We start from the raw sequence: 24,800 nt of genomic DNA, 5'->3' as shown, positions 1-24,800 counted from the left end.
AGCCGCAGGGATTTTACCAGAGTGCGTCGCGTCTTCCCGTGAAAAATACTTAACAATTGTTTAGCCGTGAAAACGGGCAAAAATTTCATTACCTTCCGCGGATCACTTAGAATAGTGTGCTTAATCATTTTATACGAACCAGGAACGACGCCATGAGCAAGTCTGAAAACCTCTACAGTGCAGCCCGCGAGCTTATTCCGGGTGGCGTGAACTCACCTGTGCGCGCCTTTACCGGCGTGGGCGGTACGCCGCTGTTTATCGAACGTGCTGACGGCGCGTATCTGTATGATGTCGATGGCAAAGCCTATATCGATTATGTCGGCTCCTGGGGCCCGATGGTGCTGGGCCACAACCACCCGGCTATCCGTAACGCGGTGATCGAAGCCGCACAGCGCGGCCTGAGCTTCGGTGCGCCAACCGAGATGGAAGTGAAAATGGCGGAGCTGGTCACCGAGCTGGTGCCCACCATGGACATGGTGCGTATGGTGAACTCCGGTACCGAAGCGACCATGAGCGCCATCCGCCTGGCGCGTGGCTTCACTGGCCGCGATAAGATCGTCAAATTTGAAGGCTGTTACCATGGTCATGCGGACTGCCTGCTGGTGAAAGCGGGCTCCGGCGCGCTGACCCTCGGCCAGCCAAACTCTCCTGGCGTACCGGCAGATTTCGCCAAACATACTCTGACCTGCACCTACAACGATCTGGCTTCCGTTCGCGCGGCGTTCGAGCAGTATCCGCAGGAGATCGCCTGCATTATCGTTGAGCCTGTTGCGGGTAACATGAACTGCATCCCACCGCAGCCTGATTTCCTGCCTGGCCTGCGTGCCCTGTGCGATGAATTTGGCGCCCTGCTGATCATCGACGAAGTGATGACCGGCTTCCGCGTGGCGCTGGCGGGTGCCCAGTCTTATTATGGCGTTGAGCCAGACCTGACCTGTCTTGGCAAAATCATCGGCGGCGGCATGCCGGTCGGGGCATTTGGTGGGCGTAAGGATGTCATGGAAGCCCTGGCACCAACCGGCCCGGTCTACCAGGCAGGCACGCTCTCCGGTAACCCGATTGCGATGGCGGCAGGTTTTGCCTGCCTGAGCGAAGTGGCTCAACCGGGGGTTCATGAAACCCTGACTGAGCTGACCACGCAGCTGGCAAACGGACTGCTTGACGCGGCAGAGGAAGCCGGTATTCCGCTGGTTGTGAACCACGTGGGCGGCATGTTCGGGATTTTCTTCACCGATGCGAAAACCGTGACCTGCTATCAGGACGTGGTGAAATGCGACGTCGAACGCTTCAAGCGCTTCTTCCACCTGATGCTGGAAGAAGGCGTCTACCTGGCGCCGTCAGCGTTCGAAGCGGGCTTTATGTCCGTGGCGCACAGCGAAGAAGATATCAATAACACCATCGACGCGGCGCGTAAGGTGTTTGCGAAGCTTTAAGATGTGCGGCTTGATGCCCTCACCCCAACCCTCTTCCACGGGGAGAGGGAGCAAACACTAAAACGGCAATCTAAGGATTGCCGTTTACTTTTATTACCGACTCTGCTTTCTCAACAGATAAATAAAATACGGCGCACCTATGAAGGTCGACAGCAGACCCGCCGGGATCTGATACGGGAACAGCACCATTCTTCCGCACCAGTCCGCAAACACCAGCATGACCCCACCCGTGAGGGCTGACATCACAATATGCGGCATCGTCCGGCGGAATCCCATCATTCTCGCAATATGCGGCGCCATTAATCCCACAAAACTCAGCGGTCCGATCGTCATGGTTGCCGTCGCCGTCAGGCACGCCGCCAGCAGCAGCAGAGCAACACGCGCTGGCGTCAGCGCCATGCCCACCGCACGCGCGGTTTCACCGCCGAGCGGCAGAATAGTCATCCAGCGACGGCACAGCGGCACCATCGCCAGCAGCACGATCATCACGATCCCGGACCAGACAACCTGGCTGCCGGTAGCACCGTACGTTGAGCCGGAAATCCAGGTCAGGATCTTCGCCATACGCGGGTCACCGCTCGCCTGCAGCATCATCAGCAGCATCGTAAACGCGGTGCTGAGCGCCATCCCGGCCAGCAACATTCGGTGCGGAGAAAATCCGCCGCGACCGGCAGCAATGAGGATAATCATCAGCGTGGCCGCCGCACCGAGACTACCGGCAGGCATCAGCCAGGCAAACGCATTGCCCGGCACAAAGAACAGCATCAGCACCACGCCAAAGGCGGCGCCAGAGCTGATCCCGAGCACTTCCGGGCTCGCCATCGGGTTGCCGGTCAGACGCTGAATGATGCACCCCGCTACCGCCAGCATCACCCCGGCGATCAGCGCAGCGAAGATACGCGGCCAGCGCCACTGCAGCAATTCGTTAAGCAACTCGCCCGTTGCCCAGTGCCAGCCCGCCGCATCGCGCCCGAAAGCGAGCGCAGTAAACGAGGCGATAACCAGCACCGCCAGACCGGCAAGGCTAAACCACAGCACCGACTGACGTTCAGCAGAGACTTTATCGCCCGCATCCATCGCCGGCGCGCTCATGCTGCGCAGACGCGGCAGCAGCCAGAGCAGAAGCGGCGCACCGATAAGCGCCGTGACCGACCCGGTAGAGACTTCCCGCCACACCCGCGCCAGCCAGTGAATCAACTGATCGGAAAGCCAGAGGATCAGCGCCCCAATCAGCGAGGCCAGCAGCAGACGCGCCAGCAAACGACGCGCCCCGAGCATTTTCGCCAGCAGCGGGGCAAACAGGCCGATAAACCCGATGATGCCAACCGCGTTCACCAGCAGGGCACTCAATACAATCGCCAGCGTCAATGCAGCCAGGCGCGCCAGCGACAGCGCCAGCCCCAGATTACGCGCCACACCATCATCCAGTCCCATCAGCGTGAGTGGACGCAGGAGCAACAGCGTCAGTACGGTGCCGCCGGCCAGCTGTGGCCACAGGCGCTGCACGACGCTCCAGTCGGTCTGGGTGAGCGTGCCGGTACTCCACAAGAACATGCTTTGCAGCCGATCGTGGTGGAACAGCACCAGCAGCTGGTTAATCGCCCCGCAATAGAGGCTTACCACCAGCCCGGCCAGAATCAGCGTCACGGGGGAGAGGCGTTTGCCCCAGGCCACGCCAAAGACCAGCGCCCCCACCACGCACGCCCCCGCGAGTGCGGCAAACTGCGAAGCCAGCGCCCCTGGCAGGGACCACAGCGTGATGACCGTGATCCCAAGCTGTGCGCCGGTCGCGACGCCGAGCGTCGTGGGCTCCGCCAGTGGATTACGTAAAACCTGCTGGAACAGAACGCCCACCAGCCCCAAACCGGCACCCACCAGGAGCGAGATCGCCAGACGCGGCAGCAGACTGTAGTGGAACAGCATCTGCTGAATGTTATCGATATCCGGAGCGGCCAGCGCGCCGCTCCACTGTCCACGCGGCAGCGCCGCCGAGAGGTTGAACCAGGTTAACCCCAGCGCGGCGAGGAAAAGTACGGCCAAAAGCAACGCCGGGAAGCGGGCGATACGCTTGCTCATGCTTTACCTCCCAGCGCGTTATCCAGCACCCGGGCAAAGTGCATGGCTGACAGCGTCGCGCCGTAGAACCAGACCGCCGGAGCGCGCTGGAAGCGCTGCTCACGCACAAACGGCATCGCCTGCCACAGCGGTGTCGCCATCAGCGTCTGCATGTCACGTTCGTTCCCGTGGTCAAAACAGAGCACATCCACATCACGAAACGCCGCCAGGCGGTCGATACCCACGGCAGTGCTGCCCCAGAACGTCATCTCCCCTTCCCAGGCATTACGGATGCCAAAACTGTCGAGCACTTCCTGGAACAGGCAGTTTTTACCAAAGACCAGCATATGGCGGGCATCCAGCAGCGTCACCATCAGCAGCGGGCGATCGCCCCGGTGCACAAAACGCGGTTTTAACGTAGCTATCAGATCATCAAATTCCTGAAGATGCTGTTTGGCCTCGGCCTCGCGGTTGAGGAAATGCGCCATCTCGTTAATCGAGTTTTTCGCCACGCTCAACGGTTTTTTACCATCGCTGAATGCGAATCCGCGTCCTGGCGCAATGCGTGCCATTACCTCTTCTGATGGACCGTAGCCCGCCGACCAGAACAGGAATGACGGTTTCATCTGGGTGAGCAGCTCAAGGTTTGGTTCGGTACGCAGGCCGACGTCGATCACTGAGTCCGGCAGTTTCGGCTCATTCACCCACAGGGTGTAATTGGGAATATCCGCCACGCCGTAGGGCGTAACGCCGAGCGCCATCATCAGCTCGACCGGCAGCCACTCCAGGGCCACAATACGGTGCGGATCGACGGCGGCAGCGCGCGCCGGCGTCATTTTTAACAGCAGCGGTGAGAGCGCCATCGCCGTCAGCAGGCGGCGGCGGCTGATAAGTATGTTATTCAGCATCAGTATACAAAGCTCACCGGCGCAGCCCCGGCAGGGTGAGGCAGAATCCCCATCGGAATACCGTAAATGCGTTCCAGCGTTTCACTGCGCATCAGCTCGGACGGCAAGCCCTGTGCAATCATCTCGCCACCACGTAGCGCGACAAGGTAGTCACAATAACGCGCGGCCATATTGATGTCATGCAGGACCGCAATCACCGTCAGACCCCGCTGCTGACTTAAGCGATGCACCAGCGCCAGCACATCGACCTGGTGGGCAATATCCAGCGCGGAGGTCGGCTCGTCGAGCAGCAGGCAGCGGCTGTCCTGCGCCACCAGCATCGCAATCCATGCGCGCTGACGCTCTCCGCCGGAGAGGCTATCCACCAGCCGGTGCGCCAGCGGTTTTAGTCCCACCAGCGCAATCGCCTCTTCCACTTTCTCCCTGTCGGCGACGCCGAAGCGCCCCAGCGCGCCATGCCAGGGATAACGCCCAATGGCCACCAGCTCGCGTACCGTCATCCCTTCCGCCTGCGGCAGCTGCTGCGGCAGATAGGCCACTTTACGCGCGAAGGCTTTACTGCTCCAGCTCTCCAGCGGTTGGTTGTCCAGCAGAATGTCGCCTTCTGAAGGCGGCTGATGACGGCCCAGCATTTTGAGCAGTGTGGATTTACCGGAGCCGTTGTGACCAATCAGACCCGTGACTTTTCCAGCCGGAAACGTCAGAGAGAGCGGATGCAGCAGCGTGCGTCCGGGTACGCGAAAGGAGAGATGGTTGAGCGTAAAGGTGGTGTCGGGTTGCGTTTGATTATCCTGCATATCAGCCAACTTAAATAAAAAGGGCACGGCGAACCGTGCCCAAAGAGCGGTTAGAAGCGGAAGGTCGCGGTGGCAACAACCTGACGTTCAGCACCCCAGAAGCAACCGTAGGTGTTGAAGCAGCTGGCAACGTACTCACGATCGAACAGGTTATTCACGTGCAGCGCCACGTTCGAACCGGCCATACCAACGCGAGCCAGATCGTATCGGACCAGCGCATCGACGACGGTATAGCTGCCCACTTTGAAGGAGTTCGCCGCATCGCCATAGCTTGAACCGGTATAACGCACGCCGGTACCCAACGTCAGGCCGGAAAGCGCGCCATCAAAGAGGGTGTAATCACCCCACAACGATGCCATATGTTTTGGAACCTGTGCAGGCGTGTTGCCTTTGTAATTGGTATCGGTGGTGTATTCCGCATCGGTGTAGGTATAGGAGCCGACAACGTTAACGCTCGCAGACAGTGCAGCTTTCGCTTCCAGCTCTACGCCACGGGCACGGATTTCACCGCCCTCAACCGAGAAGATGGAGCCCGCCGGGTCCGCCATCAGGTTGTTGGTTTTGGTTAACTGGTACAACGCACCGGTGACGACAATCGGACGATCGTCCGGAACGTATTTCACGCCCGCTTCGTACTGCTTGCCTTTAGACGGAGAGAACAGTTTACCCTGAGCATCAGTCTGCGAAGCCGGTTCAAACGATTCGCTGTAGCTAAAGTACGGGGTTACACCGTTATCAAACAGGTAGTTAACACCGCCACGCCAGGTAAACTGGGTGTCATCACGTTTGGACGTGGTATTGAACACACGGTTATAGGACTCCTGATCAGCCCAGTCATAACGGCCGCCCAACGTGACCAGCACTTTATCCCACTGCGCCTGATCCTGAACATAAAGACCAGTCTGCTTCTGGCGGTTCAGGACCTGGTAAGGACCTGAGTTAGCCGGATCTTTTGCACCGAAATCAAAATCGCTGTTCACAGGATGATAAAGATCCAGCAGCGGAACCGAGTCGTCATAACCGAACCAGGAGTTGATGTCATTCCGCATGCGCATAAAGTCAACGCCGGTCAGCAGAATGTGATCCACCTCGCCAGTAGCGAATTTGCTTTGCAGCTGGGTATCAACGGTGAAGTTCTGCAGTTTTTCATTATCGACAACGTATTTACGCGCCAGATAATGCCCTTTATCAGCAGGGGACAGCGCCGCACACTGTTTGTTGCCTGCATTCGCCGGATCGGTGCAGACGCCATAACCGTAAACACTGTTTTGCGAGGTTTTATTCTCGGCAAAGCGCAGGTTCTGGCGCACGGTAAAGGTATCGTTGAATTCGTGGTCGAAGCTATATCCCACCATTTTCTGGTTACGGGAATAGGTATTGTTCTTCGCGCCTTCGTTGAAGTCAGTCGGCAGACGATCGCCGTTTGGCAACGGATCGACCGTCCCCTCTTTCGGTAACCAGCCGTAGTAACCCGTTTCAGGCTCGTTCTGGAAATAAGAGAGGAACGTAAAGGTCGTCTTCTCATCAGGACGCCAGGAGAAAGATGGCGCGATGGCATAACGCTGCTCTTCTGCACGCTCCTGCTGAGCGTTATTAGAGCGCGCTACACCCGTTAAGCGATAAGAGTAAACGCCGTCGTCGTCGATGGCATCACTAAAATCAAACCCGGTCTGGAACAGGCTATCCGTACCTACTTTGAACTGGATCTCTTTCAGCGGCTCGGTGGTTGGGCGCTTACTTACCATATTCAGCAAGCCACCAGGGCTGCTTTTGCCATACAGAACGGAAACCGGACCGCGCATGATCTCGGCGCGCTCCAGCATATAAGGATCGATCACCGCGTCGTTATAGAAGTTCCCCTGCATTTTCATGCCATCGAGGTAGTTATTTTGTGTCTGACCATCGGCCGCAAAGCCACGGATAATCAAATAGTCATAGGTGTTGGATGCACCACGGGTGCCTACCGCAACGCCTGGCGTGTAACTCAGAGCTTCTTTAACCGAGCGCGGCTGATGCAGCGCCATCTCTTCAGCTGTTACTACAGAAATTGACTGCGGTACCTTTTGGATGGGGGTATCCGTTTTGGTCCCGGTCGCGGATTGTCTCGCTGCGATGGTTGCAGCCGGACCCCAGGCACTCTCCTGTGCCGCTGGTGCTGCGGTTACCGTAATGGTTTCTTCTTTTTTAGGGGTTTCGGCAGCATGTGTATAAGCCGACATGCCGGCAACCGCTGTGGCTACAACGACCGCGATTTTACGCAGCGACGTGTTAATTGGCTGAGCAGTATTGGAAAGCGCCATGGTGTATCTCTGATGGAAAAGTGAATGATAACGTAAACGAGAATTATTATTATGACCGCAGCATAATAGGCGAAACGTTGGCTGCAAAGCAAGCAGTACGCGGCCCTACGAGAATTAAGGGTTTAAGAAATAACCAGGAGAAAACGAAGGGTTAATCAGTATTAAAAAGAGGGTTAAAAAAATGGGGAGAATGGGTAAAAAAATCCCCCCTTGCGGGGGGACCTGAGGCGATTAGTTACCGCCGAACATATCTTTAATCCAGCCTGCGACACCGTCGCTGTCTTTCTTCTCATTCTGCTGCTGCGGCTGTTGCTGCTGCGGCTGCTGTGGCTGAGAAGACTGCTCAAACGGGTTACCGGTTGGCTGTTCTGGCTGGCTTTGCTGGCACAGCGAGTCCGGGTTTGTGGTCCAGACTGGCAGCGTGCGCATCCCGCCGCCGCAGACGAAGTTACCGGAGCTGTCCACGCCCATATCGACGATGTCTTCCGGCGCAACCAGGTTCAGCGGAACCGGAGACTGATTAGCCAGATAGCGCTGGTAAATCGACATCGCCCCGCTCGCACCGTACAGCTTGGTCGGCTGGTTATTATCGCGACCTACCCAGGTGATCACCACTTCACGCCCGTCAATACCGGCGAACCAGGTATCAACGTTGTTGTTGGTGGTCCCGGTTTTACCCGCCAGATGCAGACCCGGATACTTCGCCCCCAGCTGACGCCCGGTGCCACGCTGCACAACCTGCTGCATCGTCCACAGCGTCATATAGGCAGCCTGAGCAGGAACGGCACGCTCCGCCTGCGGGAAGCTCTGATACAGTACGGAGCCATCCTCGGCAATCACCGAACGCAGCGCTGACAGCGGTGCACGGTTACCGCCGCTGGCAATGGTCTGGAACGCCTGCGCCACTTCGATCGGCGTCAGGTTAAGCGCACCGAGAATCATCGCAGGCACCGGGTGCAGCTGATCTTTCGACACGCCGAGTTTCTGCCAGGTGTCGACAATGGCCGGCAGGCCCAGCGACATCCCCAGATTGACCGTTGGCACGTTCATGGAGCGCGTTAACGCATCCACCAGCATCACCTGGCCGCTGAACTGTTTATCATCGTTCTGCGGTGACCAGACCTGGCCGTTAGGCTGACGCAGGGAGATCGGCGCATCCGCAATCCAGGTATTCAGGCGATACTGATTTGGCTGACTCAGAGCAGTAAGATAGGTCGCCGGTTTTGCCAGAGAACCGATCGAACGACGCGCCTGCATGGCACGGTTGTAACCCGCAAACTGCGGCTCAGCCCCGCCCACCATCGCGCGAACTTCACCGCTGTTACGGTCAACCACCACCATCGCGGTTTCAAGATCGGAGAGCTTACGCTGTTTCTTCAGTGCCGGAATGCCTTCCACCGCCGCTTTTTCTGCCGCATCCTGCGCCACGGAGTCGAAGGTGGTGAAGATCTTCACGCCGGAAAGATCTTTCACTTTATCACCCAGCTTGCTCTGCAGCTCCTGACGCACCAGCTGCATAAACGCCGGCTGAGGCGAGATCACCCCACCGCGCGGCTGAACGCCCAGCGGACGCGCGCTCAGCATGTCGTACAGCTCCTGGTCAATCACCTGCTGTTGTTGCAGCAGACGCAGTACCAGGTTACGACGTTCCAGCGCCAGTTTCGGGTTACGCCAAGGGTTGTAGATGGACGCCCCTTTCACCATGCCCACCAGCAGCGCCTGCTGGTCAAGACTTAGCTCTTCGACCGGACGACCAAAGTAATACAGACTCGCCAGCGGGAAGCCGCGGATTTCGTTATCGCCGCTCTGACCGAGGTACACCTCGTTCATGTACAGCTCAAGGATACGATCCTTGCTGTAGCGCGCATCCATCAGCACGGCCATGTACGCTTCGTTAGCTTTACGCCAGTAAGAGCGTTCGCTGGAGAGGAACAGGTTCTTCACCAGCTGCTGAGTAAGGGTACTTGCCCCCTGCACGGTACGCCCCGCAGTGAGGTTAGCCAGAACCGCACGGCCAATCGAGTAGAGGCTGATGCCATCGTGCTCGTAGAAGTGACGGTCTTCGGTTGCCAGCAGGGTGTCCACCAGCAGATCCGGGAAGCCGTTACGCGCCACAAACAGACGCTGTTCGCCGTTTGCTGATGAGAGCATGGTGATCAGACGGGGATCGAGACGGAAGAAACCGAACTGACGGTTGTTATCCATGTTCTCAATGGTATCCAGACGATCGCCGTCAAAGGTCAGACGCGCGCGCACCTGCCCCTCTTTGCTGTCCGGGAAGTCAAACGGACGGCGGATCATCTCAATGCTGTTTGCCTGCACGGTAAATTCGCCAGGCCGCGTCATTTTCGATACCTGGCGATACTGCGTGGCTTCCAGCAGTTTGACCATCTCGTTCTTACTGATGGACATATCCGGCTCAAGGTTCACCATACGACCATACACCGCCGCAGGTAACTGCCAGACTTTACCGTCGATACGGCTGCGGATCTTCTGATCCAGATACACGCCGTAGATCGCCATCAGCACAACAAAAACAATAAACAGCTTCAGCAGCAGCCAGAACCAGCCGCGTTTGCCCCGAGGCTTACGCCCTTTGCCTTTTCCTTTGCGCGGCATCGGTTCTTCATCCTCATAATCGTCTTCATAGTCATCGTCATAGTCCTCATCTCTGAGGCGACGACGGCTTACCTTTTCTTTCGCCGGACGCGTTGGTCTTCCCTTACGTCCTATTGGCTCGCGGTCATTCCCCGCCATGCTTTTTCTCCGCAACTTTCAGGCGCAAAGGCCCGATTCTCTTTTCTTCCACCGGTCTGTGAAAGAAGAAATCTCTCAAAATAAACAGCAAGACTTTCTTATCAAGAAAGTCTTTAGTGTTTGCTCCCTCTCCCTGTGGGAGAGGGCCGGGGTGAGGGCATCAGGCCGCGCTGTCCAGGCCGCACGCCCCTCTTTCCCCTGCATCACGAATACTTCTTCGTCCGCCGCGTCGGCGCCGTATTCGCCGGATCGTCAGGCCATACGTGTTTAGGGTAGCGCCCCTTCATCTCTTTTTGCACTTCACGGTAGCTCCCCGCCCAGAACGCCCCCAGATCGCGGGTGATCTGCAGCGGACGATGCGCGGGCGACAACAGCTCAAGCACCACCGGAACACGCCCTTCGGCGATGGACGGCGTGGTCGCCTCCCCAAACATCTCCTGCATCCGTACCGCCAGCGCCGGCGGATTATCCTCGTGATAACGAATGGCAATCCGGCTGCCGGTCGGGACAGTGTAATGCCCTGGCAGTTCACTATCCAGACGTTGACGTAACGACCAGTCGAGTAAATTCTGTAACGCGACCTTAACATCAAGCGCTTTCAGCGCCCGAAGCGAGTGTACGCCGTTCATTTGCGGCAGTAGCCAGGTTTCCAGCGATGCAAGTAACGTGTCATCATCCACCGCCGGCCAGGCATATTCTGGCAGCCAGCGCGCGGCGCAGTGCAGACGAATACGGTACTGTTCAGCCTCCGGTGTCCAGTTCAGAACACCTAATCCTTTTTCCCGAATGCCGTTCAGCATCGCCAGATGCAGTTCCTCTTCCGACGGCTTCGCCAGCGGCTTCGTCCCGAGAGTCAGTTTACCTATCTGAGTGCGACGAAATGCCTTCAGCGTGCCCTGCGCATCATCCCACTCTACGATGTCGGACTGCTGGAGCAGCTGCGGGCACGCGCGGGTCAGGGTGTCAATATCCACGGCTATCGCCTGCAAAATCCGCGCATCCGGGGAGTGGCTTCCCTGCAGCAACAGCGGTGCGATCAGCCACTCATGGCGCGTCAGGGCGTCATCGCTGTCCAGCATCGCGCCCATACCGTTTGCCAGCTGGTAGCGACCATCCAGCCCACGCCGACGGGCAATCCGGTCCGGAAACGCCTGCGCCAGAAGCCGTGGGATACTCTCACTGTCTGGCACGCCGCCGCGGCTGTTAAGCCGCTTACACAGCTGCTGCGCCCGCTGCTGCCAGTTTCCCTGATTGCGCGAAAAGGCCTGGGCCAGATCGCTGCTGCCTCCGCGTGGCGGCTCCTCAAGGATAGCGGACAGTTTCGCAGCCGTAGCGATTTCATCATCCCCCTTTGCCGCCACCAGCATGGCGGCCAGCCGGGGCTCGTTCCCCAGCGCGGCCATTTTTTGCCCGCGGGAGGACAACCGCTCACCGTCCAGGGCGCCAAGCTGAGTCAGTAAAGCCCGCGCAGCGGCAAGGTTGACGGCTGGCAGAGGATTAAGCCAGTTCAGCTGGGCGGGGTCCGGGCAGCCCCATTGCAGCAGTTCCATCACCAGTCCGGACAGATCGCTTTGTAAAATTTCCGGCGTACTTTGTTGTGCCGCGCGTTCAGCCTGCTCCGCGCTGGTCAAATGCAGGCAGATACCCGGCTCAAGACGTCCCGCACGGCCCGCGCGCTGTACCATCGACGCCTGGCTAATACGCTGCGTCAGAAGCTTAGTCAGCCCGGTACGCGGGTCAAAACTGGCCACTCTCTCCTGGGCGCTGTCCACCACCAGGCGAATCCCTTCAATGGTCAAACTGGTTTCAGCAATATTGGTCGCCAGCACCACCTTACGCTGTCCCGCAGGCGCGGGCAGGATCGCTTTACGCTGTTCGGCCAGCGACAGCGCACCGTAGAGCGGGCACAGCAGGACATCGCTGCTTACGCGGGAGGTCAGCTGTTCCTGCACACGCTGGATCTCGCCCACGCCGGGTAAGAACAGCAGCAGCGAGCCGGGTTCCTGACGCAGCAGCTCTGCGGTTGCGATGGCCACGGCCTCATCAAAACGCTGATGCACTGGCAGCGGCTGGTAGCGCCGCTCGACCGGGAATGCGCGTCCCTCCGAGCTAATGACCGGCGCGTGCGGCAACGCCTGCTGCAGCCGCTCATTATCCAGCGTCGCCGACATGATGAGCAGCCGAAGATCGTCGCGCAGCCCCTGCTGCACGTCCAGCAACAGCGCCAGGGCCAGATCCGCCTGCAGGCTGCGCTCGTGGAATTCATCCAGGATCACCAGCCCGACGCCGGTCAGCTCCGGATCGTTTTGCAGCATGCGGGTGAGGATCCCTTCGGTCACCACCTCAAGCCGCGTGGACGGCCCCACGCAGGTTTCGGCGCGCATGCGGTACCCCACCGTCTCCCCCGGTTTTTCGTCCAGCAGTTCCGCCAGGCGCTGCGCCACGTTGCGTGCGGCCAGCCTGCGCGGCTCCAGCAGGATAATTTTCCCGCAGATGTTCCCGTCTTTCAGGATCTGTAGCGGCAGCCAGGTGGACTTCCCCGCGCCCGTAGGGGCATTTAGCAAAACCTGCGGGGCATGGTGTAAGGCAGCGAGAAGCTCAGGAAGGACGACGGCGACCGGCAATGAGGACACGAACAGCTCCAGAGGGTTAACATTAGTCGGCGTACATTGTAGCATCGGCGCATATCATTACCGAGTCCCCCTTATGCCTGAGTCGAAACGGCTGTTTTTTGTCATTGAATTACCCGCCCCCCTTCAGCGTCAAATTGTACGCTGGCGCGCTGAACACTTCCCGCCGGAAGCAGGCCGCCCTGTCGCAGCGGCTAACCTGCACCTGACGCTGGCCTTTCTGGGGGACGTCAGCGCCGAAAAACAGCGGGCATTAGCCGCCATGGCCGGGCGTATTACCCAGCCGGCATTTACGCTGCACCTCGACGACGCGGGTCAGTGGCTGCGTTCGCGCGTGCTCTGGCTGGGGACGCGCCAGCCGCCGCGCGGGTTATTGCAACTGGCGAATATGCTGCGCGCACAGGCGGCGCGCAGCGGCTGTTATCAGAGTCCGCAGCCGTTTCATCCGCATATCACCTTGCTGCGCGATGCCGGCCAGGCCGTTGCCATCCCGCCGCCGGGTTTTCACTGGGCTTTTCCGGTCAATGAATTCGTGCTTTACGAATCCGTCTTTGCACAGGGGCGCACCCGCTATACGCCGCTCCAGCGCTGGACGCTGGGCAACACCGAAAGGAATTCTGATGAAGTTTAGTCCTCCCCTGCAGCATGCCACGCTTGTCCAGCGCTACAAACGCTTCCTTGCCGACGTGATTACGCCAGAAGGCGTAGCGCTCACCCTGCATTGCCCCAATACGGGTGCCATGACGGGGTGCGCGACGCCGGGTGACACGGTCTGGTATTCCACGTCAGAAAATACGAAACGCAAATATGCCCATACCTGGGAAATGACTGAAACGCAAAATGGGGCATTTATTTGTGTGAATACCCTGCGCGCCAATCAGCTGGTAAAGGAAGCGCTGACTCTGGGAACCCTTCCCGAACTGGTGGGTTATGGCACGCATAAAAGCGAAGTGAAGTATGGCGATGAAAGCAGCAGAATTGACTTCATGTTACAGGCGGAAGACAGGCCTGAGTGCTATATTGAAGTAAAATCAGTGACGTTAGCGGAACAGGAAAATGGCTACTTCCCGGATGCAGTAACGCTACGTGGCCAGAAGCATCTGCGAGAGCTAATGAGTGTTGCGGCGGCGGGCAAACGCGCCGTGTTGCTGTTTGCGGTATTGCATTCAGCCATTGAACGGTTCTCCCCTGCCCGCCATATTGATCCTAAATACGCGCAATTGTTGAATGAGGCACAAAAGCAGGGGGTAGAGGTTTTAGCTTATAAAGCGGAACTTTCTGCCGATAATATGACTCTGAGATCCTCTCTTCCCATTGTCTTATAAGGGATTAGGCGATTGATGATTAAGTGTTCTGGCCGCGTGCGCAAATACGCTTTTCCTCACAGGCTTGTCAAGTGTTACGTTTAGATAATTGCCATACGGAAAAGCATCTGCTATTTATAGCGACCTGATTTTTCCCCCAACACGGGGATCGATAGTGCGTGTTAAGGAGAAGCAACATGCAAGAAGGGCAAAACCGTAAAACATCGTCCCTGAGTATTCTCGCCATCGCTGGGGTGGAGCCGTATCAAGAGAAGCCGGGCGAAGAGTATATGAACGAAGCCCAGCTGTCGCACTTCAAGCGTATTCTTGAAGCATGGCGTAATCAACTCAGGGATGAAGTCGATCGCACCGTTACTCATATGCAGGATGAAGCTGCTAACTTCCCGGATCCGGTAGACCGTGCCGCTCAGGAAGAAGAGTTCAGCCTCGAACTGCGTAACCGTGACCGCGAACGCAAACTGATCAAAAAGATCGAGAAAACGCTGAAAAAAGTCGAAGACGAAGATTTTGGCTACTGCGAATCCTGCGGTGTTGAAATTGGTATTCGTCGCCTGGAAGCGCGTCCAACCGCCGATCTGTGCATCGACTGTAAAACGCTGGCCGAAATCCGCGAAAAACAGATGGCCGGTTAATACCAGCGCTGTTTACACACTCCAAAGGCGGGAGTCTCTCCCGCCTTGTTACTGTTGATATGTCTGAATCACACTATATTGGGCGCTTCGCGCCATCTCCCTCCGGTGAATTACACTTCGGCTCATTAATTGCCGCGCTCGGCAGCTACCTGCAGGCTCGCGCCAGCCAGGGAAAATGGCTCGTTCGCATTGAAGATATTGACCCCCCGCGTGAAGTTCCCGGTGCAGCAGAAACCATTCTGCGTCAGCTGGAACATTACGGTCTTCACTGGGATGACGAGGTTCTCTGGCAGTCAACACGTCACGACGCTTATCGCGAACGTCTGGCCTGGCTAAGCGCTCAGGGGCTTTCCTATAACTGCACCTGCACCCGCGCGCGTATCCAGAGCGTGGGAGGCGTCTATGACGGCCACTGCCGCACGCGTAATCTTCCTCCAGAGAATGCCGCCGTGCGCATCAGGCAGCGCGCCCCGGTGACGCGGTTTAACGATTTACTCTCCGGCGAGATCTTCGCCGATGCGCGTCTTGCCGCTGAGGATTTTATTATTCACCGTCGTGATGGCCTTTTTGCCTATAACCTGGCCGTGGTGGTGGACGATCATTTTCAGGGCATAACGGAAATTGTGCGCGGGGCGGACCTGGTCGAGCCTACCGTGCGACAAATCTCGCTTTATCACCAGTTTGGCTGGACGGCGCCGGATTACATTCATCTGCCTCTGGCGGTCAACGAGCAGGGCTGTAAGCTGTCAAAGCAGAATCACGCCCCTGCCCTGCCAGACGGCGATCCGCGGCCTGTTTTGATCGACGCGCTGCGATTTCTCAACCAGAATGTAACCAACGAATGGCAGGATCTGCGTATTGACGAACTGCTGAAAATGGCCATCACCAACTGGACGCTCAGGGATGTGCCAAAAATCCAGCATTCTCAAATGCGTTGCGCTGAGCTATGATTAGCCGCTTTTTTCATAACAAAACACACTACGAGGTGTACCATTTTTACCCGAGTCGCTAATTTTTGCCGTAAAGTGCTAAGCCGCGAAGAGAGCATGGCGAACGATGCTATTGCGCAGCCACACATGTCGGTTATTCCGCGTGAGCAGCACACTATTTCCCGCAAAGATATCAGTGAAAATGCCCTCAAGGTGCTCTATCGTCTGAATAAAGCGGGCTACGAGGCCTATCTCGTCGGCGGTGGAGTACGTGATTTACTGCTGGGCAAAAAACCGAAAGATTTCGACGTGACGACCAGCGCCACGCCTGAGCAGGTGCGCAAATTATTCCGTAACTGCCGTCTTGTCGGTCGCCGTTTCCGTCTGGCTCACGTGATGTTTGGGCCAGAGATCATCGAAGTGGCGACCTTCCGCGGGCACCATGAAGCGGGCGCGTCCGATCGCACCACGTCACAGCGTGGCCAGAATGGCATGCTGCTGCGCGATAATATCTTTGGCTCTATCGAAGAAGATGCCCAGCGTCGCGACTTCACCATCAACAGCCTTTATTACAGCGTGGCAGATTTCACCGTGCGCGATTACGTCGGCGGCATGCAGGACCTGCAAGAAGGTCTGATCCGTCTGATTGGCACGCCGGAAACGCGCTATCGTGAAGATCCCGTGCGTATGCTGCGCGCCGTGCGCTTCGCCGCCAAGCTGAATATGCGCATCAGCCCGGAAACGGCCGAGCCTATTCCGCGTCTGGCGACGCTGATCAATGACGTGCCGCCAGCCCGCCTGTTTGAAGAGGCGCTGAAGCTGCTGCAGGCCGGTTACGGCTTTGAAACCTATAATCTGCTGCGTGAATACAACCTGTTCCAGCCGCTGTTCCCGACCATTACCCGCTACTTCACCGAAAACGGTGATAGCCCAATGGAGCGGATGATTGCCCAGGTGCTGAAGAATACCGACACCCGTATCCGCAATGACATGCGCGTGAACCCGGCGTTCCTGTTCGCGGCGATGTTCTGGTATCCGCTGCTGGAAACGGCCCAGCGTATTACCCAGGAGAGCGGTCTCGCCTATTACGATGCTTTCGCGCTGGCCGCAAACGACGTGCTGGACGAGGGCTGCCGTACGCTGGCTATTCCGAAACGTATTACCACCCTGGTGCGCGATATCTGGCAGCTTCAGCTGCGTATGTCCCGTCGTCAGGGCAAACGCGCCTGGAAGCTGATGGAGCATCCTAAGTTCCGCGCGGCGTTTGATCTGCTGTCACTGCGTGCTGAAGTGGAACGCAATCAGGAGCTGCAGCGTCTGGCACAGTGGTGGGCCGAGTTCCAGGTCTCCGCGCCGCCGGAGCAGAAAGATATGCTCACCGGCCTTGATGAAGAGCCGGCCCCGCGTCGCCGCCACCGTCGTCCGCGCAAACGCGCCCCGCGTCGCGAAGGCACGGCATGACCCTCGCGTATATCGCTATCGGCAGCAATTTAGCCTCTCCGCTGGAGCAGGTGAATGCTGCCGTTCAGGCGCTGGGGGAGATCCCGCAAAGCAGGATCGTGGCGGTCTCCTCTTTCTACCGCACGCCACCGCTGGGACCGCAGGATCAGCCGGATTACCTGAACGCCGCCGTGGTACTGGAAACCGCTCTGGACGCCGAAACGTTGCTGGATAACACTCAGCGCATCGAGCTGCAGCAGGGTCGTGTACGCAAAGCCGAACGCTGGGGACCGCGCACGCTGGATCTCGACATTATGCTGTTTGGTCATGACGTCATTAATACCGACCGCCTCACCGTTCCGCATTACGATATGAAAAATCGCGGGTTTATGCTCTGGCCGCTGTTTGAAGTCGCGCCCGATCTCACCTTCCCCGACGGCATCCCGCTCAGGGACATTCTGGACAACCTCCACGCGGAAAGACCCGCTCGCTGGTAAGCCTGTTAGCCACAAAATAAATGTGGCTAATCGACGACCTAAAATCATTGTTCCCCCGAATGTTACTGTTAGAATGCGCAAAGATTCGCTTTGGGCTATCAGGAAACAGTATGAAACCAACCACCATCTCCTTACTGCAGAAATGCAAACAGGAAAAAAAACGCTTCGCCACCATCACCGCGTATGACTACAGCTTCGCCAAACTGTTTGCCGAAGAAGGTATCAACGTCATGCTGGTCGGAGATTCGTTAGGGATGACGGTACAAGGACATGATTCCACCCTTCCGGTGACGGTTGAGGATATTGCTTACCATACCCGCGCCGTGCGTCGTGGCGCACCGGCCTGCCTGCTGCTTTCCGACCTGCCGTTTATGGCCTACGCCACACCAGAGCAGGCATTCGACAATGCGGCAACGGTCATGCGTGCCGGGGCGAATATGGTCAAAATTGAAGGCGGCGCCTGGCTGGTGGAGACGGTGAAAATGCTCACCGAGCGCGCCGTGCCGGTGTGCGGTCATCTTGGCCTGACGCCGCAATCCGTGAATATCTTTGGCGGGTATAAGGTACAAGGCCGTGGCGATGCGGCCCAGACGCTGTTTGAGGATGCCCTGGCGCTGGAAGCCGCAGGCGCGCAGCTGTTGGTTCTGGAGTGCGTGCCGGTTGAACTGGCGAAACGCATCACCGACGCGCTGTCGATTCCGGTGATTGGTATTGGCGCGGGCAACGTGACCGATGGTCAGATCCTGGTGATGCATGACGCCTTTGGCATCACCGGTGGGCATATCCCGAAATTTGCCAAAAATTTCCTCGCGGAAGCGGGCGACATGCGCGCCGCGGTCAGGCAGTATATTGCCGACGTTGAATCCGGTGTTTACCCGGGTGAAGAACACAGTTTCCATTAAGGAGTCTCGTTGTGCTAATCATTGAAACCCTGCCGCTGCTTCGCCAGCATATCCGTCGCGCGCGTCAGGAAGGTAAACGTATTGCACTGGTCCCGACCATGGGCAACCTGCATGATGGCCATATGAAGCTGGTCGACGAAGCGAGAGCCCGTGCAGATATCGTGGTGGTCAGTATCTTCGTTAACCCAATGCAGTTTGACCGGGCCGACGACCTGGCACGCTATCCGCGCACCCTGCAGGAAGACTGCGAGAAGCTGAAAAAACGCCATGCGGACATCGTCTTCGCGCCGGCACCGGCGGATGTATATCCACAGGGTACGGAAGAGGCAACCTACGTTGACGTACCGGGTATCTCCACCATGCTCGAAGGCGCAAGCCGCCCGGGCCATTTCCGTGGCGTATCGACCATCGTCAGCAAGCTGTTCAACCTGGTGCAGCCTGACGTTGCCTGCTTTGGTGAGAAAGATTTCCAGCAGCTGGCGCTCATTCGCAAGATGGTGGCCGACATGGGCTATGATATCGAGATCGTGGGCGTGCCGATTGTGCGTGCTAAAGACGGTCTGGCGCTCAGCTCCCGTAACGGCTACCTGACCGCAGAGCAGCGTAAGATCGCCCCGGGATTAAGCAAAGTCATGAACACCATGGCGGAGCAGCTTCTGGCGAAAGAGTTAACCGCCGAAGAGATTATTGCTCTGGCTGAACAGGCGCTGAACGACAAAGGCTTCCGCGCTGACGATATTCAAATCCGCGATGCCGACACGCTTCTGGCGCTTGCAGAGACCAGCAAACGCGCGGTCATTCTGGTGGCGGCATGGCTTGGCCAGGCCCGTCTCATCGACAACAAAGTGGTTGAACTGGCGTAGTTTTTCTACCCGGAAAATGAAAGGTAAACGTAATGATTCGCAAAATGCTGCAAGGTAAGCTTCACCGTGTGAAAGTCACCCAGGCCGACCTGCACTATGAAGGCTCCTGCGCGATCGATCAGGATTTTCTCGACGCGGCGGGTATTCTCGAAAACGAAGCCATTGATATCTGGAACGTGAACAACGGCAAGCGTTTCTCTACCTATGCCATTGCCGCCGAGCGCGGGTCAAAGATCATCTCCGTGAACGGCGCGGCTGCGCACTGCGCGGACGTGGGCGACATTGTGATCATCGCCAGCTTCGTGATGATGTCTGACGAAGAAGCGCGCCGCTGGCAGCCGAAAGTGGCCTACTTCGAAGGCGACAACGAGATGAAACGCACCGCGAAAGCGATCCCGGTTCAGGTTGCCTGATTTACCCCTGCGGCTGATTGCTGATCAGCCGCGACATCGTCTCCAGCGAATCCGTTCTTAAGATATAGAGGCGTTTCAGTAAGAACGGATTATCCCCCGGCTTGACCTTCCCTTTCATCGTTGTCACCGCCAGGTGAAAACCGGCGTCATTTGCTGCTTTAATCGCTTTCGTGTCGTAACTCCCAAACGGATAGGAGAGATACAACACTCGCGGGTTGAACTGCGCCAGCCCCCGGCGCGAACGTTCAAAATCGAAGAGGATCACGTGATAGCTGCGGCTGAGTAAAATCGGATGTTTGTTACCATCGACGCGGTGCAGAAAGTGCGTATGGGACTGAATATCAAACACGTCCTGGATACCCTTCAGCTCCTGAACGCTCATAAACTGCAGCGATTTAGGATCCCACTTCTGCGGATGGCGCTTAATGCGTGACGAAATGATAAACGCCGTGGCGTTAAAGCCGTACTCTTTCAGAACCGGATACGCATAGCGGCTCACCGATTTCAGACCGTCGTCAAAGGTGATCACCACCGATTTGGCAGGCAGATTCAGTTTGTTACGCACATATCCTTCCAGCTGATACATCGTCAGGGTGGTGTATCCCTGATCGCGCAGCCAGGCCATCTGGTTGTTAAAGGCACGTACGCTGGTCGTGGTAGAGGTATGTCGAAAACGGGTGTTCTCTTCATCACGCAGAATATGATGGTAGGTCAGAACCGGGATCCCATTATCTTCCTGTGCATCCAGGTTACTGACCCACGCCAGGCGGTTGCCGATGCGGATCTGATACCAGGTCTGATTCAGACGGTCTTTCAGCTTGTTCAGTATCGGATAGCGAAGGTTGGCGCTTAATGTGCCGAACGGCGCACTCCCGCTGGAAGGCGCATTAAACACCGGCGTGTCTTTCCAGGTGATAAGGTTCTGGTTGCTCAGGGGTTTATTCAGATCGCCGAGGCTATCCTCGACGCGCTGTTTCCCCTGAACCGGCTCAAGGTGCCCCTTGTCGATAAAGCCAGTCCCAAAACCGAAGCGAAATTCGTAGTAATCTGCAGCGGCAGGAACCACGCCCAGTATCTGTCCCGCACGCACGTTGCCAACGTTAACAACCGCGTTTCCAACCTGTGCCCAGATCGCCGCGTCTTCCGTGGTTTGCATGTATTGTGCTACTGCCTTTTGGTCGCTGAGCAGGCTGGCGGACGCGCTACAGGAAAACATCATCAGGACCAGGACAAATCGAATAAACATGAACCCTATAAGCCTTCAACATTCATCTTTCACCATTGTAACATAATGGTTCTCATAACTCTGCTTTAATGTCCCTCTGGCTAAGCTCTTTCTTAAAACGAGAATAAAAAAAACCTCTAAATCACTTTTATTCCATTTCTCCGGTACTGCAAACAAAAACAACCCGCTGTATTTACTCGCAAAAAACAGATGCTCTCAAATTATTTAGTCAAACTTAACAGGCACCTAAGAAAAACGAAATCCAATAACAAAACACGTGCCATTAGTATAATTAGCAGCAAAACAATTGATGTAATAAATATGTAGAACTGAGGCGGGATTTTATGTCAGGTATCAAACTTAACGTTGTAAATGCGTCAGCACTATTATTGGCTGGTCTTATTTCCTTTCATGCTTGTGCCGACATTATCATTTCCGGGACGCGTATCGTTTATCCTTCCACGGCAAAAGATGTGACGGTCAACCTGCAGAACAAAGGCAATAAACCTTTACTGGTTCAGTCGTGGCTGGATGACGGACGCGATAACGTTAATCCCCAGCAGCTAAAACTCCCTTTTATTGTTACTCCTCCCGTCACGCGTGTGGATGCACATAAAGGCCAGGCGATTCGCATTACCTGGCTGGGCCAAAATATGCCTCAGGACCGAGAGTCACTCTACTGGTTTAATGTTCTGGAAGTCCCACCCAAAGCGCAAGGGGCGGATAAGAAAAACCTTTTGCAGGTGGCTTTCCGTACCCGCATTAAATTATTTTTCCGCCCGGAGGGATTAAAAGGTACAGCGGCAGAAGCCGTAAAAAATCTTAAGTGGTCTCTGAACGCTGCTGCAGGTAGCAGCGTCGTGACAGCAAAAAATGACTCACCTTTTAATATTTCGATTGCCAGTGCAGAACTGAGCGCCGGAGGGAAAAGGTATTCTATTGAGAGCCATTCGGTTAAACCGTTCTCCAGTGAAAATATGAAAATCAAGGGTACCCTGAACGGGACCTCCGGCATGCTTAATTTTGTATCCATTAATGATTTTGGCGGTTCTGAAAATCATCAAATCGCCATTGCGCGTTAATCAATACATATTACAGACAAGCCTGACCGTGAAATATGTCATTCCGATACGCATTATTCTCTCTTCTGCTGTGTGCCGCCCTGAATGCACACGCAGAAGAACATGCTGCATCGTCTGTTACCGGAGGCGAAAATAATGATATTGAGTTTAACGATCAGTTTTTATTTACTACTGACGGGAATATTGATGTCCATCGTTTTTCCCGAGGTAATCCTGTTACGCCCGGTATTCATCGCGTAACGCTTGTTGTTAACGGCATAACAAAAGCGGTGACGGATGTTCAATTTACCGATAACGGTACCGCCCGTGCCACACCCTGTATTCCCCTCAAAATACTAAAGCAGATGGATGTAGATATTTCTCATCTCAAAATCGACGATAACGACGATACGTGTCTGGATATCGCCACGTTATATCCAGGTTCGACGGTTGATTTTGACACCACAAGCCAGGCGCTGAACGTCAGCCTGCCGCAACTGTTTCTGCTGAAACACGCGGCGGGCTATATCGACCCGTCACTTTGGGACGAGGGTATTCCCGCGGGGTTGCTGTCTTACGATATGAATGCCTGGCATAACCAGGGCCAGCAGTCGCAGCGCGACAGCGCCTATGCCGGGCTTCACTATGGTGTTAACTACGGTCCGTGGCGGTTGCGCTCAAACGGAAGCCTGAACTGGGATCAGCAGAGCGGTACCCGCTACGATAACCAGGATATTTATTTGCAAAGGGATATTACGCCGCTCAAGGCGCAGATGGTGATGGGCGATTCCTGGACACGTGGGGATGCCTTCGATGCCATCCATCTTCGGGGTGGCCGTCTGTTTAACGATGACCGAATGCTACCTGGCGGAATGTCCAGCTACGCTCCTGTGATCCGCGGTACGGCTAACACCAATGCCAAAATCACCGTCACCCAGAGCGGGAATAAAATCTACGAAACCACCGTTCCCCCAGGGGCATTTGAGATTAACGATCTGAATGCCACCGGTTATGGACAAGACCTCACCGTGACCATAGAAGAGGCTGACGGTAGCCAACACGCTTTTACCGTTCCCTTCTCCTCGGTCACACAGATGTTACGGCCAGGCTATGCCCGCTGGGAGGCCGGGGTGGGTGAGTTGCAGGATGAGGCTTTGCATCGTTCACCCAGACTGGCGTTTGGCACACTATATTATGGCCTCAATAACCTTTTTACCGGTTATACCGGGCTGCAAGATACCGATATGGGTTTTTCTGCAGTTCTGGCTGGCATCGCCATGAACACGCCTCTGGGGGCGTTTGCCTTTGATGTGACCCGCTCTTCAGCACAGATTGATACGATTCCGGCAATGAAAGGCCAGAGCTACCGTCTCTCCTGGAACAAGACCGTTGACCAGACGGATACGTCCCTGAATGTCGCAGCGCTGCGCTTTTCAACGCAGGACTATCTCAGCCTGGATGACGCCGCCCAGTTGCAGGATCACATTCAGTATGATGGCCAGAGTGCGGACGAAGCAAAACAAAACCTTCAGCAAATGAAGAACCAGTTACAAATTAACCTGAACCAACCGCTGGACATAAATAAACAGAACTATGGTTCTCTTTATATTAACGGCAGCTGGCAAAGCTGGTGGAACGGGAATAACCAGACGGCCAGTTATGCAATGGGCTACAGCAACAATTTTCGTTATGGCAGTTATAACGTGTCTCTGCAACGGACCTATGATGCATTTGGCGAAGCAGATAACAGTCTCTATTTAAATTTCAGCATACCGTTTGACTCGTTCTTAAAAAATAAAAACAGTCTCGCCGGTTTTAACAACGTGAATATGGGAATGAGCTCAGACCTGAGACATTCACATAACCTCAATATGACGGCTAACGGTGCTTCGCAAGACAGTCGCTATAACTACAGTGTGACGACGAGTTACAGCCAAAGCACCGTTGAAAATTTAAGTCAGGTGAGCGCCTATGGCAGCTATAACAGCGACTATGGCCCTCTTAGCCTTTCCGCGTCGTCAGATTCACAAAACAGCCAACAGTACTCTGCCAGCTACAGTGGCGGAGCGATTATTCACGGTGGCGGAGTCACCTTCACGCCCGGCAGCATTGGTGAAAATGACGCGCTGGCGCTCATTAAGGCCAGTGGCGCAAAGGGAGCCCATGTGAGCAACAGCCGTGGCGAAATCAGTGACTCAGGGTATGTCGTCATGCCTTATCTCTCTGCATACCGCGAAAATCGGATCACCCTGGATACCAGTACCTTAACGGAGGATGTCGCCGTTGAAAATAACAGCACCGTGGAGGTACCGCGTAATGGCGCGGTGGTGATGGTTGATTTTAAAACGAATGAGGGTCGCTCGGCGGTGCTCGAATTGATGCGTTCAGATAGCGGGTTTATTCCGCTGGGCGCAGACGTCATGAATGAAAAGGGAGACATCATTGGAAGCGTAGGCCAGGCAGGGCAAGCATATGTCAGGGGGGTAAATGAAACAGGAATATTAACCGTAGTATGGGGAGCAGGAACGGATGAAACCTGCTCAGTAAATTATCATTTTGGTACTGATGAACAGAAGGTGGGTTTAACCACCATCCTCCATAACCAAACATGCATTATGCAAAGGAAACATTAA

Annotated in this window: 19 protein-coding genes; 12 read left to right on the top strand and 7 right to left on the bottom strand. The window is 56.1% G+C overall.

Going from position 1 to position 24,800, the window contains the following annotated elements:
- The first annotated feature begins 152 nt into the window (after nt 1–152).
- The gene (gene hemL / locus SP99_RS03825; RefSeq protein ID WP_047957779.1) at nt 153–1,433 is read left to right on the top strand and encodes a glutamate-1-semialdehyde 2,1-aminomutase; all 1,281 of its coding nucleotides are present in this window, start codon (nt 153–155) and stop codon (nt 1,431–1,433) included.
- 93 nt (nt 1,434–1,526) lie between these two features.
- Here the strand turns inward: hemL and fhuB are convergent, their stop codons facing one another.
- The 6 genes from fhuB to hrpB form a co-directional block, all read right to left on the bottom strand.
- On the bottom strand, nt 1,527–3,509 hold the full coding sequence (fhuB, locus tag SP99_RS03820; protein WP_047957778.1) for a Fe(3+)-hydroxamate ABC transporter permease FhuB: 1,983 nt from the start codon (nt 3,507–3,509) through the stop codon (nt 1,527–1,529).
- The gene (fhuD, locus tag SP99_RS03815) at nt 3,506–4,396 is read right to left on the bottom strand and encodes a Fe(3+)-hydroxamate ABC transporter substrate-binding protein FhuD (protein WP_047957777.1); all 891 of its coding nucleotides are present in this window, start codon (nt 4,394–4,396) and stop codon (nt 3,506–3,508) included. Before fhuD ends, fhuB begins: the two co-directional genes overlap by 4 nt.
- Nucleotides 4,396–5,193, bottom strand: a complete 798-nt coding sequence (gene fhuC / locus SP99_RS03810) for a Fe3+-hydroxamate ABC transporter ATP-binding protein FhuC (protein WP_047957776.1) — start codon at nt 5,191–5,193, stop codon at nt 4,396–4,398. Before fhuC ends, fhuD begins: the two co-directional genes overlap by 1 nt.
- A 50-nt stretch (nt 5,194–5,243) precedes the next feature.
- Nucleotides 5,244–7,493, bottom strand: a complete 2,250-nt coding sequence (gene fhuA / locus SP99_RS03805) for a ferrichrome porin FhuA (RefSeq protein ID WP_025756803.1) — start codon at nt 7,491–7,493, stop codon at nt 5,244–5,246.
- A gap of 231 nt (nt 7,494–7,724) precedes the next feature.
- Nucleotides 7,725–10,250, bottom strand: a complete 2,526-nt coding sequence (gene mrcB / locus SP99_RS03800; protein WP_025756802.1) for a bifunctional glycosyl transferase/transpeptidase — start codon at nt 10,248–10,250, stop codon at nt 7,725–7,727.
- 203 nt (nt 10,251–10,453) lie between these two features.
- Nucleotides 10,454–12,883 carry an ATP-dependent helicase HrpB gene (gene hrpB / locus SP99_RS03795; protein WP_047957775.1) on the bottom strand — a complete coding sequence of 810 codons (2,430 nt, stop codon included), beginning with the start codon at nt 12,881–12,883 and terminating at the stop codon, nt 10,454–10,456.
- 73 nt (nt 12,884–12,956) lie between these two features.
- Between hrpB and thpR the strand changes: the two genes are divergently transcribed.
- The 9 genes from thpR (at nt 12,957) to panD (ending at nt 19,881) form a co-directional block, all read left to right on the top strand.
- Nucleotides 12,957–13,511, top strand: coding sequence for an RNA 2',3'-cyclic phosphodiesterase (thpR, locus tag SP99_RS03790; protein ID WP_047957774.1), 555 nt, complete (start codon nt 12,957–12,959; stop codon nt 13,509–13,511).
- Nucleotides 13,501–14,205, top strand: coding sequence for a DNA/RNA nuclease SfsA (gene sfsA / locus SP99_RS03785; RefSeq protein WP_025756800.1), 705 nt, complete (start codon nt 13,501–13,503; stop codon nt 14,203–14,205). The genes thpR and sfsA overlap by 11 nt, the downstream gene beginning before the upstream one ends.
- A 176-nt stretch (nt 14,206–14,381) precedes the next feature.
- Nucleotides 14,382–14,837, top strand: a complete 456-nt coding sequence (gene dksA / locus SP99_RS03780) for an RNA polymerase-binding protein DksA (protein WP_001155232.1) — start codon at nt 14,382–14,384, stop codon at nt 14,835–14,837.
- 59 nt (nt 14,838–14,896) lie between these two features.
- On the top strand, nt 14,897–15,787 hold the full coding sequence (gluQRS, locus tag SP99_RS03775) for a tRNA glutamyl-Q(34) synthetase GluQRS (protein ID WP_047957773.1): 891 nt from the start codon (nt 14,897–14,899) through the stop codon (nt 15,785–15,787).
- Between the two features lie 42 nt (nt 15,788–15,829).
- Nucleotides 15,830–17,227 carry a polynucleotide adenylyltransferase PcnB gene (gene pcnB, locus SP99_RS03770; protein WP_195759419.1) on the top strand — a complete coding sequence of 466 codons (1,398 nt, stop codon included), beginning with the start codon at nt 15,830–15,832 and terminating at the stop codon, nt 17,225–17,227.
- Complete coding sequence (folK, locus tag SP99_RS03765) at nt 17,224–17,703, top strand: 2-amino-4-hydroxy-6-hydroxymethyldihydropteridine diphosphokinase (protein WP_025756797.1); 480 nt, start codon at nt 17,224–17,226, stop codon at nt 17,701–17,703. Before pcnB ends, folK begins: the two co-directional genes overlap by 4 nt.
- Before the next feature lie 110 nt (nt 17,704–17,813).
- Entirely contained in the window at nt 17,814–18,605 is a 792-nt protein-coding gene (gene panB, locus SP99_RS03760; RefSeq protein ID WP_025756796.1) for a 3-methyl-2-oxobutanoate hydroxymethyltransferase, read from the top strand.
- 11 nt (nt 18,606–18,616) lie between these two features.
- Entirely contained in the window at nt 18,617–19,468 is an 852-nt protein-coding gene (gene panC / locus SP99_RS03755; RefSeq protein WP_025756795.1) for a pantoate--beta-alanine ligase, read from the top strand.
- A 32-nt stretch (nt 19,469–19,500) separates the two neighbouring features.
- Nucleotides 19,501–19,881, top strand: coding sequence for an aspartate 1-decarboxylase (panD, locus tag SP99_RS03750; protein ID WP_003856284.1), 381 nt, complete (start codon nt 19,501–19,503; stop codon nt 19,879–19,881).
- Between the two features lies 1 nt (nt 19,882).
- Here panD and SP99_RS03745 read toward each other — a convergent pair whose 3' ends face one another.
- Complete coding sequence (locus tag SP99_RS03745) at nt 19,883–21,127, bottom strand: polysaccharide deacetylase family protein (protein ID WP_047957771.1); 1,245 nt, start codon at nt 21,125–21,127, stop codon at nt 19,883–19,885.
- A 323-nt stretch (nt 21,128–21,450) separates the two neighbouring features.
- On the opposite strand from SP99_RS03745, the gene SP99_RS03740 reads away from it, so the two are divergent.
- Nucleotides 21,451–22,188 (top strand): fimbrial chaperone, encoded by a 738-nt coding sequence (locus tag SP99_RS03740; RefSeq protein ID WP_047957770.1) that lies wholly within the window; start codon nt 21,451–21,453, stop codon nt 22,186–22,188.
- A 35-nt stretch (nt 22,189–22,223) separates the two neighbouring features.
- On the top strand, nt 22,224–24,800 hold the full coding sequence (locus SP99_RS03735) for an outer membrane usher protein (protein ID WP_047957769.1): 2,577 nt from the start codon (nt 22,224–22,226) through the stop codon (nt 24,798–24,800).

Origin of the sequence: Enterobacter sp. BIDMC92 (assembly GCF_001030225.1) — a bacterium.
GTDB classification, from domain to species: Bacteria; Pseudomonadota; Gammaproteobacteria; order Enterobacterales; family Enterobacteriaceae; genus Enterobacter; species Enterobacter sichuanensis.
This window is presented reverse-complemented; position numbering and strand designations above follow the sequence as displayed.

What these genes read in the sequence shown, in the direction of transcription:
- hemL (WP_047957779.1), top strand. Translation starts at nt 153, where the DNA reads ATGAGCAAGTCTGAAAACCTCTACAGTGCAGCCCGCGAGCTTATTCCG.
- fhuB (WP_047957778.1), bottom strand. Translation starts at nt 3,509, where the DNA reads ATGAGCAAGCGTATCGCCCGCTTCCCGGCGTTGCTTTTGGCCGTACTT.
- fhuD (WP_047957777.1), bottom strand. Translation starts at nt 4,396, where the DNA reads ATGCTGAATAACATACTTATCAGCCGCCGCCGCCTGCTGACGGCGATG.
- fhuC (WP_047957776.1), bottom strand. Translation starts at nt 5,193, where the DNA reads ATGCAGGATAATCAAACGCAACCCGACACCACCTTTACGCTCAACCAT.
- fhuA (WP_025756803.1), bottom strand. Translation starts at nt 7,493, where the DNA reads ATGGCGCTTTCCAATACTGCTCAGCCAATTAACACGTCGCTGCGTAAA.
- mrcB (WP_025756802.1), bottom strand. Translation starts at nt 10,250, where the DNA reads ATGGCGGGGAATGACCGCGAGCCAATAGGACGTAAGGGAAGACCAACG.
- thpR (WP_047957774.1), top strand. Translation starts at nt 12,957, where the DNA reads ATGCCTGAGTCGAAACGGCTGTTTTTTGTCATTGAATTACCCGCCCCC.
- sfsA (WP_025756800.1), top strand. Translation starts at nt 13,501, where the DNA reads ATGAAGTTTAGTCCTCCCCTGCAGCATGCCACGCTTGTCCAGCGCTAC.
- dksA (WP_001155232.1), top strand. Translation starts at nt 14,382, where the DNA reads ATGCAAGAAGGGCAAAACCGTAAAACATCGTCCCTGAGTATTCTCGCC.
- gluQRS (WP_047957773.1), top strand. Translation starts at nt 14,897, where the DNA reads ATGTCTGAATCACACTATATTGGGCGCTTCGCGCCATCTCCCTCCGGT.
- folK (WP_025756797.1), top strand. Translation starts at nt 17,224, where the DNA reads ATGACCCTCGCGTATATCGCTATCGGCAGCAATTTAGCCTCTCCGCTG.
- panB (WP_025756796.1), top strand. Translation starts at nt 17,814, where the DNA reads ATGAAACCAACCACCATCTCCTTACTGCAGAAATGCAAACAGGAAAAA.
- panD (WP_003856284.1), top strand. Translation starts at nt 19,501, where the DNA reads ATGATTCGCAAAATGCTGCAAGGTAAGCTTCACCGTGTGAAAGTCACC.
- SP99_RS03745 (WP_047957771.1), bottom strand. Translation starts at nt 21,127, where the DNA reads ATGTTTATTCGATTTGTCCTGGTCCTGATGATGTTTTCCTGTAGCGCG.
- SP99_RS03740 (WP_047957770.1), top strand. Translation starts at nt 21,451, where the DNA reads ATGTCAGGTATCAAACTTAACGTTGTAAATGCGTCAGCACTATTATTG.
- SP99_RS03735 (WP_047957769.1), top strand. Translation starts at nt 22,224, where the DNA reads ATGTCATTCCGATACGCATTATTCTCTCTTCTGCTGTGTGCCGCCCTG.